This window comes from Microbacterium croceum (assembly GCF_023091245.1).
GTDB classification, from domain to species: Bacteria; Actinomycetota; Actinomycetes; order Actinomycetales; family Microbacteriaceae; genus Microbacterium; species Microbacterium croceum.
Map to the genome: position 1 here is coordinate 35,856 of NZ_JAHWXN010000002.1, position 11,789 is coordinate 47,644.

The following is an 11,789-nucleotide window of genomic DNA, read 5'->3' on the forward strand; positions in this document are numbered from 1 at the left end:
TCTCCGGGATCAGCCGTTCTCCGGGATCAGCGGAGGCTTCCGATCCAATTGCGCAGGAGCTGGATGCCGGCCTCTCCCGACTTCTCCGGGTGGAACTGCGTGGCCGACAGCGGCCCGTTCTCCACGGCGGCGAGGAAAGGATCGCCATACGTGGTCCACGTCAGCACCGGCTGCGGGAACGGCGGGATGACGTCGAGCTCCCAGGACTGTGCGCCGTAGGAGTGCACGAAGTAGAAGCGCTCCTCCTCGATGCCCTGGAAGAGCACGCTGTTCTCACCGGGGCTGACCGTGTTCCAGCCCATGTGCGGGAGGACGGGGGCATTGAGCTCCGTGACAGCGCCCGGCCATTCACCGAGCCCTTCGGAGTCGACACCGCGCTCGACGCCACGCTCGAAGAGCACCTGCATGCCGACGCAGATCCCGAGCACGGGGCGACCGCCGGCGAGTCGACGGTCGATGATCTCGTCTCCTCCATGCGCGTGCAGGGCATCACGCACCGCGGCGAACGCGCCCACTCCGGGTACGACCAGGCCGTCGGCTTCCAGCGCCTCCGCGCGGTTGCGCGTGAGTACCGCGTCAGCGCCCGCCGCGGCCAGCGCCTTGACGGCGGAATGCACGTTCCCCGACTCGTAGTCGAAGACCGCGACCTTCGGGGTGCGAGTCACAGTGCGCCCTTGGTCGAGGGGATGCCGTCGACGAGCGGGTCGAGCGCCTTGGCCTGACGGAAGGCCCGTGCGAACGCCTTGTACTCCGCCTCGGCGATGTGGTGCGGGTCACGTCCGCCGAGCACGCGGACGTGCACGGTGAGGCCGGCGTTGAACGCGATGGCCTCGAAGGAGTGGCGCACCAGAGAGCCGGTGAAGTGACCGCCGATGAGGTGGTGCTCGAAACCGACGGGCTCTCCCTCATGCACGAGGTAGGGCCGCCCGGAGATGTCGACGACCGCCTGGGCGAGCGCCTCATCCAGCGGAACGAGGGCATCGCCGTAGCGGGAGATGCCGGACTTGTCGCCCAGCGCCTCGAGGATCGCCTGGCCGAGCACGATCGAGACATCCTCGACGGTGTGGTGCGCGTCGATGTGGGTGTCGCCGGACGCGCGCACCGTGAGATCGGTCAGCGAGTGCTTCGCGAAGGCGGTGAGCATGTGGTCGAAGAACGGAACCGAGGTGTCGATGCGGCTCGCACCGGTGCCATCCAGGTTCAGTTCGAGTTCGACGGTGGACTCCGACGTGCCGCGCACGCGGTTCGCGGTGCGCGGGGTCAGGGCAAGGCTGCTCATGATGCCGAGTCTATCGAGGCCAGCGCGTCGAGGAACGCCGTGGTCTCAGCCTCGGTACCCGCGGTGACACGCAGGTGCCCGGGGATGCCGACGTCGCGGATCAGCACGCCCTGGTCATAGAGCTTCTGCCACGTGGCCTTCGGATCGGCCACCCCGCCGAACAGCACGAAGTTGCTCCATGATTCGTGCGGCGTGTAGCCGAGCGCCTCGAGGGTGGCGGTGATCCGGTCGCGCTGCTCGACGATCTCGTCGACCATGCCGAGCATGACGTCGGCGTTGCGCAGCGCGGCGACGGCCGCAGCCTGCGTCAGTGCACTCAGGTGATACGGCAGCCGGACCAGGCGCAGAGCATCGATGAAGGCGGGATCAGCCGCGAGGTACCCGACCCGCGCGCCCGCGAAGGCGAACGCCTTGCTCATGGTGCGCGAGACGGCCAGACGCGGCCTGCCGTCCAGCAGTGAGAGCGCGGACGGGGCCTCACGCGGGGCGAACTCCTGGTAGGCCTCGTCGACCACGACGATGCCGCGGGCGGCCTCGTACACGGCCTCGACCACGTCGAGGCCCAGCGGTGTGCCGGTCGGGTTGTTCGGCGAGCAGAGCAGCACCACATCGGGATCCACGTCCCGCACCTGGGCGGCCGCTTCCTCTGGGGTGATCGTGTAATCGGGCTGTCGCGTGCCGGCAACCCAGCGGGCGCCGGTCCCCTGCGCGATCAGCGGATACATCGAGTAGGTCGGAGCGAACCCGAAGGCGGTGCGCCCCGGTCCGCCGAAGGCCTGCAGAATGTGTTGCAGCACCTCGTTGGAGCCGTTGCCCGCCCAGATCCCCTCCGCCTCGAGACCGTGGCCCAGATAGGTCGCGAACGCCTCGCGCAGCGTCGTGAACTCGCGGTCGGGGTAGCGATTCACATCACGGATTGCGACGGCGATCTCATCGAGGATGTCGCTGGCCACCTCATCCGGAATCGGATGCGTGTTCTCGTTCACGTTGAGGGCGATCGGCAGCGGCGCCTGCGGGGCACCGTAAGGAGTCAGCCCGCGCAGGTCGTCGCGGAGCGGCAGGTCATCGAGTGAAGCGGTCACCCTTCCCATGCTAGAACGCTCAGCGGGACGCGGTGAGCGTTATGGCAGAGGAACGGTGACGCGGATCACGTTCAGTTCGTGTACTGCGTCGGGATCGACAGGGTCTGACCGATCTGCAGCTCGCCGGTCTGGAGGACGTTCAGGCGGGTGATCTCTCCGATGACCTCGCGGGGGTCGGCGGTCGGCGCGATCTTGCTCGCGATGGACCACAGCGTGTCTCCGGGGAGGACGGTGACCGTCTCGAAGCTGACCGTTCCGGTGCTCTCATTCGAGGCGAGCGCGCTGCCGCCGCTGATCGCGGCGAACGCGATCCCTGCGGCGAGCGGCAGCGCCGCGAGAACGAGCATCACGCGGCGACCGCGCACCGTCAGCCGAAGACGCGTCGCCGGACGGGCCGGGATGACTGCTGCGGTGCCGAAGGTGATGGTGCTCATGGTGTGCTCCTCTGCGTCGCCCCGTTGCCGGGGGAATCAGCCGCCTGCCGCTCGGGCCGGTGGAAGTTGGCGTAGCGTTCGCATCCTGCACTCGGCCGGGAGAGCTGAATGCGAAGCTACGTTCCGAAGATATCTTCGATTTCGAACATCTGTCAAGCTTTCTTCGAAACCGCACCCGCCAATCCGCCGACACGCTCGAACAGATCTTCCAGCTCCGCATGATTCTCGGATACGGTTTCGATAGGAACACCCCACCACGGGCCTCCGACATTCGAAGAGCGGCGTCGGAGACGCGCACCGAAGGAGCATCATGAGCGAGAACTCAGCCCTCGAGCCAGAGGCACCGCGCACGCGCCGTCGGAAGAGCCTGAGTCCCAAGCAGATGGCGATCCTCGAGGTCATCCAGGCCTCGATCGCTCAGCAGGGGTACCCGCCGAGCATGCGCGAGATCGGCGACGCGGTGGGACTCAAGTCGCTCTCGAGCGTTACTCATCAGCTCGGGCAGCTCGAGCTGAGCGGCTACCTGCGACGCGACCCCGGCAAGACCAGGGCGATGGAGGTGCTGATCGACCTTCCCGGCTCCAGCACCGAGAACCCGGCCGATGTGGCGACGCCCGTCGGGGACGCCGCACTCGTGCCACTCGTGGGTCGCATCGCGGCCGGGGTGCCGATCACCGCGGAGCAGCAGGTCGAGGAGATCTTCCCTCTCCCCCGGCAGCTCGTTGGCAAAGGCGACCTGTTCATGCTCAAGGTCTCCGGTGAGTCGATGATCGACGCAGCGATCTGCGACGGCGATTGGGTGGTCGTCCGCTCGCAGAACAGTGCGGAGAACGGCGAGATCGTCGCGGCGATGCTCGACGACGAGGCGACCGTCAAGACCTTCCGTCGACGAGACGGCCACACCTGGCTGCTGCCGCGCAATTCCGCGTTCGAGCCGATCCCGGGCGACGAGGCCACGGTGCTCGGCAAGGTCGTCGCCGTGCTCCGCGCCGTCTGACCCTCGACGGCGCACTCCCTCGACCGAGGTTCGCCGGTGACGCTCCGTCACCCTCGTACAGTGGGAGGCCATGGCTGAGACGACGCGCACCCCCTGGCTGGAGCGGCATCAGGTCGCGCTGTACCTCGCGGCCATCCTGATCGGTGTCGGTCTCGGCCTCGCCGTTCCCGGCAGCGACTCCCTGGAGTTCGCGATCGAGCCGGTGCTCGGCCTGCTGCTGTTCACCACCTTCCTCTCGGTTCCCTTCCGGCGGCTCGGCGAGTCCCTGCGCGACGTCAGGTTCCTCGGCGCGCTCGGCGTGCTCAACTTCGCGCTGGTCCCGCTCGTCGCGTTCGCCCTGTCGCGCCTCGTGGCCGACGATGATGCCCTCCTGGTCGGCGCGCTCCTCGTGCTGCTCACGCCGTGCGTCGACTATGTCATCGTCTTCACGGGTCAGGCCGGCGGGTCCGCGTCGAAGCTGCTCGCGGCCGCTCCGCTGCTCATGCTGGCTCAGATGGTCCTGCTGCCGCTGTATCTGCTGCTCTTCCTCGGCTCGGATGCCCCGCTGATCGACGCGGGTCCGTTCATCCGAGCGTTCGTGCTCCTGATCCTCCTCCCCCTGGGCGCGGCCGCCGTGGTGCAGGCGCTGGCCCGCCGGTTCCCGCTCATTCGGGCGCTCGAGAGCGGGCTGCTCGCCGCGATGGTGCCGCTGATGATCGCGACGTTGACGGTCGTGGTCGCGTCACAGGTACGCGGAGTGGGTGCGCAGTTCGGCGCGCTCGCCCGAGTGGTGCCCCTCTACATCGCCTTCGCGGTGATCCTGGTCGGGCTCGGCATCCTCGTGGCGCGCGCGGCCCGTCTGGATCCGGCGACATCACGCGCGCTGACCTTCAGCGGAGTGACGCGCAACTCGCTCGTGGTGCTCCCCCTCGCCCTCGCACTTCCGGTTTCCCTCGCGCTCGCACCGCTCGTGGTGGTCACCCAGACTCTGGTGGAGCTCGTCGTGATGGTCGCGTTGGTCCGCATCCTGCCCCGGCTGCTCCCCCCGCACTGACCACCGTCGCCGTCTCCCCAGACGAATAGGCTCGACGTATGACTTCGCCTTACGGGTCCTGGCCCTCCCCCTTCTCGGCGGCATCGGTCGCCGATTCCTCGCCCCGCATCGACGGAGCGCGGTTCGTGAGAGACGAGATCTGGTGGGGCGAGTCCGTACCGGCCGAGGGCGGTCGCGTCACCGTACGGTCCTCGACGGGACGGGAAGTGCTGCCCGGTCCCTGGAACGCGCGTTCGCGGGTGCACGAGTACGGCGGAGGCGCCTGGACCGCCGACCGCGATGGCACCCTGTACTTCGTCGAAGCCGCCGATCAGCGCGTCTACCGCCTCACCGCGGATGGCGACCCGGTGCCGCTGACACCGGAGGGCCCGGCGCACGGCGGTCTGCGGTGGCAGCACGGCCGTCTGCTCGCCGTGCGTGAGGATCTGGCATCCGAGCCGCACCGACGCGCGATCGTGATCATCCCGCTGGACGGCTCCGCCTCCGACGACGCGTCGGCGATCCCGACGATCGCCGAAGGCTCCTCCTTCTTCGCGCATCCGGCCCTCTCGCCCGACGGCTCGCGGATCGCGTGGATCGAGTGGAGCGAAGGGCGGATGCCCTGGGATGCCGCGTCGCTGAGGATCGTTACGGTGGACGGCGGCGAGACGGCCACGCTCCCCACTCTGGCCGCACTGCAACCCGAGTGGATCGCCGACGACGTGCTGCTGTATGCCGATGACCCCTCAGGACGCTGGCTCCTCCACCGCCTCAGCCTGGACGGGCTGACCCCGCGCGGCCCTACCGAGGTCGTCGCTCCCGCCGATGCCGACACCGGCTACGGACTGTGGGTGCTGGGCAACCGGTGGTTCCAGCCGCTCGATGACGGCCGCGTCGTCGCGGTCCGCACGAACGGGCGCGACCGCGTGGTCGTGGTCGGCGCCGACGGCGGGAGCCGCGAACTCGACGTGCCGTGCGACGGACATGTGAGCGTGGATGACGTCAGCGGCAGCCGCGTGCTGCTCTCCGGCAATGGCTCGCGTGTGAGCCCCGGCCTGTGGTGCGTGGACGTGGACTCCGGCGAGGTGACGGCCGTGCGGGGTGGCGCTACGACAGACCCCGCGTGGATGCCCGCCGCGCAACAGCTCGAGATCGACGGCGCGCACGGCCCGGTGCACGCCTTCGCCTATGCGCCGGCGAACCCGGACGTCTCGGCCCCCGACGACGAGCTCCCGCCCTATGTCGTGCTCGTGCATGGCGGACCGACCGCGCATGTGACAGGTGCGGCGTCCGCGGCGATCGCGTTCTACACCAGCCGCGGCATCGGCGTGCTCGACGTGAACTACGGCGGCTCGACCGGCTACGGCCGGGCCTACCGGGAGCGGCTGCACGGCCAGTGGGGCGTGGTCGATGTCGACGACGTGATCGCCGCGGCGCGTGGTCTCGCAGGTGCCGGTCTCGCCGATCCCGACCGGATCGCGATCCGCGGTGGCTCGGCCGGCGGTTGGACCGTGCTGTCCGCCCTCGTGCGCGGCGGCGCATTCGGCGCAGGCATCAGCCGCTACGGCGTCTCCGACCTGCGGATGCTCGTCGCGGACACGCATGATTTCGAGGCACACTACGTCGAGAGCCTGGTGGGTCCCCTGCCCGAGGCGGAACAGCTGTACATCGACCGCTCCCCGCTCACGTCCGCCTCAGGCATCTCGGTGCCGGTCCTGCTGCTGCAGGGCGAGGACGACCGCGTGGTGCCGCCGTCGCAGTCGGCAGCCATCCGCGACGCACTGGCGGAGCGTGGGATCGATCACGAATACGTGCTCTACCCCGGTGAGGGGCACGGCTTCCGTCGCGCGGAGACCGTGGTCGACGCGCTCGAGCGGGAACTGACGTTCCTCGGTCGCGCATTCGGGTTCAGCCCGCAGCTCTGATCCCGGACGCGGTCGGGCTACTCCCCGACGCGATTGCGCAGTCGCATGGCCCGATCGGCCTCGCGGGTGTCCTGACGCTCGCGCAGAGTCTGACGCTTGTCGTACTCGCGCTTGCCCTTCGCCAGAGCGATCTCGACCTTGGCCCGGCCATCGGAGAAATAGAGCTTCAGCGGGATCAGCGTGTACCCGCCGGCTGAGACGGCGTGCGCCAGCTTCGCGATCTCCTCCCGGTGCAGCAACAGCTTGCGCACACGCTTGGCGGTGTGGTTGGTCCAATGCCCCTGCGAGTACTCCGGAATGTGCACCGAGTCGAGGAAGACCTCGTTGCCCTTGATGAACGCGTACCCGTCACTCAGGTTCGCGCGCCCCTGGCGCAGCGACTTCACCTCGGTGCCCGTGAGCACCATCCCCGCCTCGTACGACTTCTCGATGGTGTAGTCGTGACGTGCGCGACGATTGGTCGCGATGACCTTCTCCCCGCGTTCCCTGGGCATGATGCTCTCCTGTGTGTCGATGAGCTCAGCGACATGGAACGGCTGAGCAGCCTTTCAGTCTATACCGGGCTCGGAGCGCACACCCGACCCGGTCGGGTCACGTGCGCAGCCAGCGTCTGATCGCGAAGCCGGCCGACAGCGCAGCCAGGACGATCCCGATGCCGATCAGCACAGGCACGACCAGCATGGCATCCTGCATCGTGATCCACGTCGTGATGAACGGCACCCGACCACGAAGGTAGCCGTTGACGCCGAGGTGCACGCCGGCGACGACGGCAGCGCTCGCGAGCGCAGAGCCGAGGAAGGCGGCGAACACGCCTTCGAGCACGAAGGGGGTCTGGATGAATCTGTTCGACGCGCCGACCAGCCGCATGATGCCGATCTCCTTGCGCCTCGCATAGGCGGACAGCCGGATCGTGGTCGCGATCAGCAGTGTCGCCGCGATGAGCATGAGCACGGCGATGCCCACCGCGATGTACGTCGCCACCGTGAGGGCGGAGAAGAGCGGTTCCAGATACTGGAGCTGGTCCTTGACCTGCTCCACACCCGCCTGGCCGCTGAAGGCCTCGGCGAGCACCGGGGATTGGCCCGGGTCCTTCATCGTGACGAAGAACACCTCGAACGCCTGATCCGGCGTGAGCACGCTGGCCTGGTCGGCGCCGAGCTGCTCGACGAGCTTGGCGTAGGTGTCTTCCTTGGTGTCGAACGTCATCGAGCTGATGAGCGGTGAGAGCGCGTCGCCCTCGAGCTGCGCCCTGACGGCGTCGACCTGCTCCTCGCTGGCGGCGCCGTCGACACAGGTGTCGGACTCCGAGACCGCGGAGCACATGTACACCGCCACCTGCGCGCGCTCGGCCCAGTAGCCGCGCATGACGCCGATCTGGCCCTGCATCAGGATCGCCGCTCCCACGAAGGTGAGCGAGACGAAGGTCACCAGCACGACGGAGATGACCATCGAGATGTTGCGGCGGAGGCCCCCGAGGGCTTCGGCGAGGATCAGACCGATTCTCATGAGGTCGGCCCCACTTCTTCGTCGTCACCGTCGGAGAGCCCCAGTCGGTCGGCGACGCCGAGCTCGGCGACATCGACCTGCGGAAGGACGATCGGATGCGTACGCGGACCGACCGTGGCCGGGGGCTCGGCCGATGCCTCGCTCGGAGCCACGACGGGCTCCGGTGGCACGACGGCATCCGCGGGCGGGGTCTGAGCGGCCGGGGAGGGAGCGGCGGCCGGCGTCGGCGCTGCGGCAGCAGCCTTGCGCTGCTCGCTCAGTTCCTCGGCCAGCGCGGCTCGGACCATGGAGAGGTCGGCCGTCTGGCGCTGCACCTCCTGCACCGCGGTGAGCGCGGCGACAGCGGCGGCGCCGCGGACCTCGGCGGGGACGAGTCGCGGGATGTTCGAGGTGTCGCCGTATCCGCCATGCACCTCGTCGCGCACCATCTCACCGTCGCTGAGCTCGATCACCCGACGCTGCATCTGGTCGACGAACGCCGCTTCGTGGGTCGCCATCAGCACGGTCGTGCCACCCGCGTTGATACGGGCGAGCAGCTGCATGATGTCGACCGAGGTCGCGGGGTCCAGGTTGCCCGTCGGCTCGTCGGCGAGGAGCACCTGCGGGCGGTTGACGAGGGCACGCGCGATGGCGACGCGCTGCTGCTCGCCGCCGGAGAGCTCGTGCGGCATCCGCTTCTGCTTGCCGTCGAGCCCGACCAGCGCGAGCGCTTCGGGGACCGCCTGCTGGATGAAGCCGCGTGATGATCCGGTGACCTGCAGTGTGAAGGCGACGTTCTGGTAGACGGTCTTCGACGGGAGCAGCCGGAAGTCCTGGAAGACCGAGCCGATGTGACGCCGGAAGTAGGGCACCTTGCGGTTGGCGAGGGAGCGCAGGTCTCTACCGAGCACCGCCACCCTCCCTGAGGTGGGGACGTCCTCGCGCAGGATGAGCCGCAGGCAGGACGACTTGCCGGAACCGGAGGCTCCGACCAGGAAGACGAACTCCCCGCGCTGCACCTCGAAGTCGACTCCGGACAGAGCGGGCTTCGACGTCCCGCGGTAGCGTTTCGTGACGTTCTCGAACCGAATCATGGCGCTACGAGCCTAAGCGCGCCTGTTCGACTGGCCGCCAGCGACACCCCGCTCAGTGCGTCCGTCTCCGGATCCGATGGGGATTGCTCCCCATAGGAAACCCCCTGCCACGTCACAGGCCCCTGTTAACATGAGAGTGCCGGTGACGCACTCGCGGCCGGCCCATTGCTTCTAGGGGGAACCATGACGACACCTGCAGGTTGGTACGACGACGGATCCGGACGACAGCGCTGGTGGGACGGCCAGCAGTGGACCGAGCACTTCGCGCCGGAGGCGACGGCACCGGAGGCCGCAGCTCCGGCCGAGGCCGCAGCGCCGGTCGAGACCGAGTCCGCAGAGACCGACGCCCCGGCCGAGGTGTCAGCGCCCGACGCCACGCACGCCGAGGAGCCGTCAATCGACGACACCGTGATCCGCGCGACCGACCAGAGCGCGACCGCGGCGACGACTCCGCTCGACGACGGGATCTCCGCCGCTGCGCCTCCGGCGTACCCGGCCGCCGCACCGGGCCAGCCGGCCCCTGTCTACCAGGACGCCGCCCCCGTGTACGCAAGCTCCACTCCCGCATACCCGGGTACTACCCCGGCGTCCCCGGATGCCTACTCGGCTGCCCCGTCCGGCTACCCCGCGGCTGCACCCTACGGGCAGGCCGCACCCTACGGACAGGTCGCTCCCGAAGGGCCGAAGAAGGTCTCGGTCCTGGGACTGGTCGGACTGGGGCTGGGGGCGCTGGGCACGATCCTGGTCTTCTTCCCTGTCATCGGTTTCATCGGTTTCATCCTGCTCGCCGCCGGATTCATCGTCTCGCTCGTCTCGCTCTTCCTGAAGGGCAAGAAGTGGCCGGGCATCACGGGTCTGGTCCTCGCCGTGGTCGGCACGATCATCGGCATCGTGATGTCGTTCGTGTACCTGTTCGCCTTCGCGCAGGGCGTCAGCAACGAGATCGACAACCTCCCCAGCTCCTCGCCGTCCATCGAGGCCACCGAGCCCGGCGAGACCGCTGTTCCCGACGATGGCGCGGACACGGGGACTCGCCCGACCGCGGACGAGGTCGCTGTGGGCCTCGCCGCCATCATCGGCGCGACGCCCGGCGCCGACGGCTATACCGACGCGCAGATCTCCTGCATCGCTGAAGTCTTCGTCGCGTCCGACCTCGACAACGACACTCTGCGTGTGATCGCGGAGAGCGATGGCACGCTGACCGACATCGAGGCCGCCACCGGAGTGGCCGAGGTGTTCGGCGACACCGAGGCGATCACGGCCTGCTTCGTCGGCTGAGCTGTCGCTGCACGCGCAGAAGGCCCCGGAGGAATCCGGGGCCTTCTGCGTCTCGAAGTTCAGTCCTCGCTGGGACGCTTGCGCCAACGGATGCCGGCCGAGATGAAGTCGTCGAGGTCGCCGTCGAAAACGGCTGCGGGGTTGCCCGACTCCTGGCCGGTGCGGAGGTCCTTCACCAGCTGCTGGCCGTAGAGGAAGTACGAGCGCATCTGGTCGCCCCAGCTCGCGGTGATGTTTCCCGCGAGCTCCTTCTTCTTCGCCGCTTCCTGTTCCTTCTGCAGCAGCAGGAGGCGGGTCTGCAGCACGCGCATCGCGGCCGCTCGGTTCTGGATCTGCGACTTCTCGTTCTGCATCGAGACCACGATGCCGGTGGGAAGGTGGGTGAGGCGCACGGCGGAGTCGGTCGTGTTGACCGACTGCCCGCCGGGACCGGAGGAGCGGAAGACATCCACTCGGATGTCGCTCTCCGGGATGTCGACCTCGGTGGCCTCTTCCATGAGCGGGATGACCTCGACGGCGGCGAACGAGGTCTGACGCTTGTCCGCAGAGCCGAACGGGCTGATACGCGCGAGGCGATGCGTGCCGGCCTCGACGGAGATCGTGCCGAAGGCGTACGGCGCGTCGATCTCGAACGTGGCGGACTTGATGCCGGCCCCTTCGGCGTAGGAGGTGTCCATGACCTTGACGGGATACTTGTGGCGCTCGGCCCAGCGCAGGTACATGCGCATGAGCATCTCGGCGAAGTCGGTGGCGTCGTCGCCGCCGGCGCCGGAGCGGATCGTGATGATCGCCGAGCGGTCGTCGTACTCGCCGTCGAGCAGCGTCTGCACCTCGAGCTGGTTGATCAGGTCGGTGAGGGCGGCGAGCTCGGCCCGCGCCTCCTGCGCGGAGTCCTCATCGCCCATCTCGTTGGCCAGATCGACGAGCACCTCGAGGTCGTCGAGGCGCTGGGCGATGCCGGTGATGCGGGCGAGCTCGGACTGCCGGTGACTGAGCGCGCTGGTCACCTTCTGGGCGTTCTCGGTGTCGTCCCAGAGGTCGGGCGCGCCAGCCTCCTCACTGAGCCGCGCGATGTCGTCGCGGAGCCGGGAGACATCGACGACCTCGCTGATGTCGCCGAAGGTGTGCCTGAGCGCCTGGATGTCGGCGGAGAGATCGAGTTCGAGCATGATATCCGAGCCTATCCTGCCGCGGACTTCTGCG

The 11,789-nt window shown here is 68.6% G+C and carries 12 protein-coding genes; 4 read left to right on the forward strand and 8 right to left on the reverse strand.

Going from position 1 to position 11,789, the window contains the following annotated elements:
* Positions 1–26: 26 nt before the first annotated feature.
* The 4 genes from hisH to KZC51_RS14220 form a co-directional block, all read right to left on the reverse strand.
* On the reverse strand, positions 27–665 hold the full coding sequence (hisH, locus tag KZC51_RS14205) for an imidazole glycerol phosphate synthase subunit HisH (RefSeq protein ID WP_247630691.1): 639 nt from the start codon (positions 663–665) through the stop codon (positions 27–29).
* On the reverse strand, positions 662–1,279 hold the full coding sequence (hisB, locus tag KZC51_RS14210; RefSeq protein WP_247630692.1) for an imidazoleglycerol-phosphate dehydratase HisB: 618 nt from the start codon (positions 1,277–1,279) through the stop codon (positions 662–664). Before hisB ends, hisH begins: the two co-directional genes overlap by 4 nt.
* Complete coding sequence (locus KZC51_RS14215; protein WP_247630693.1) at positions 1,276–2,370, reverse strand: histidinol-phosphate transaminase; 1,095 nt, start codon at positions 2,368–2,370, stop codon at positions 1,276–1,278. Before KZC51_RS14215 ends, hisB begins: the two co-directional genes overlap by 4 nt.
* Before the next feature lie 62 nt (positions 2,371–2,432).
* Positions 2,433–2,795, reverse strand: a complete 363-nt coding sequence (locus KZC51_RS14220) for a LysM peptidoglycan-binding domain-containing protein (RefSeq protein ID WP_247630694.1) — start codon at positions 2,793–2,795, stop codon at positions 2,433–2,435.
* Positions 2,796–3,105: 310 nt separating this feature from the next.
* On the opposite strand from KZC51_RS14220, the gene lexA reads away from it, so the two are divergent.
* The 3 genes from lexA to KZC51_RS14235 all read left to right on the forward strand — a co-directional run bounded on the left by lexA (position 3,106) and on the right by KZC51_RS14235 (position 6,729).
* Complete coding sequence (gene lexA, locus KZC51_RS14225) at positions 3,106–3,792, forward strand: transcriptional repressor LexA (RefSeq protein ID WP_247630695.1); 687 nt, start codon at positions 3,106–3,108, stop codon at positions 3,790–3,792.
* 70 nt (positions 3,793–3,862) lie between these two features.
* Positions 3,863–4,825: an arsenic resistance protein gene (locus KZC51_RS14230; protein WP_247630696.1), complete on the forward strand. Its 963-nt coding sequence runs from the start codon at positions 3,863–3,865 to the stop codon at positions 4,823–4,825.
* 38 nt (positions 4,826–4,863) lie between these two features.
* Positions 4,864–6,729 carry a S9 family peptidase gene (locus KZC51_RS14235; RefSeq protein WP_247630697.1) on the forward strand — a complete coding sequence of 622 codons (1,866 nt, stop codon included), beginning with the start codon at positions 4,864–4,866 and terminating at the stop codon, positions 6,727–6,729.
* 17 nt (positions 6,730–6,746) lie between these two features.
* Here KZC51_RS14235 and smpB read toward each other — a convergent pair whose 3' ends face one another.
* The 3 genes from smpB to ftsE form a co-directional block, all read right to left on the reverse strand.
* Positions 6,747–7,223 carry an SsrA-binding protein SmpB gene (gene smpB, locus KZC51_RS14240; RefSeq protein WP_247630698.1) on the reverse strand — a complete coding sequence of 159 codons (477 nt, stop codon included), beginning with the start codon at positions 7,221–7,223 and terminating at the stop codon, positions 6,747–6,749.
* A 97-nt stretch (positions 7,224–7,320) separates the two neighbouring features.
* On the reverse strand, positions 7,321–8,235 hold the full coding sequence (ftsX, locus tag KZC51_RS14245; protein WP_247630699.1) for a permease-like cell division protein FtsX: 915 nt from the start codon (positions 8,233–8,235) through the stop codon (positions 7,321–7,323).
* Positions 8,232–9,308, reverse strand: a complete 1,077-nt coding sequence (ftsE, locus tag KZC51_RS14250) for a cell division ATP-binding protein FtsE (protein ID WP_247630700.1) — start codon at positions 9,306–9,308, stop codon at positions 8,232–8,234. The genes ftsX and ftsE overlap by 4 nt, the downstream gene beginning before the upstream one ends.
* A 183-nt stretch (positions 9,309–9,491) precedes the next feature.
* Between ftsE and KZC51_RS14255 the strand changes: the two genes are divergently transcribed.
* On the forward strand, positions 9,492–10,586 hold the full coding sequence (locus KZC51_RS14255) for a DUF2510 domain-containing protein (RefSeq protein ID WP_247630701.1): 1,095 nt from the start codon (positions 9,492–9,494) through the stop codon (positions 10,584–10,586).
* A gap of 59 nt (positions 10,587–10,645) precedes the next feature.
* Here the strand turns inward: KZC51_RS14255 and prfB are convergent, their stop codons facing one another.
* A complete protein-coding gene (gene prfB, locus KZC51_RS14260) occupies positions 10,646–11,755 on the reverse strand; it encodes a peptide chain release factor 2 (RefSeq protein ID WP_247630702.1) in 1,110 nt (369 codons plus the stop codon).
* Positions 11,756–11,789: the final 34 nt, after the last annotated feature.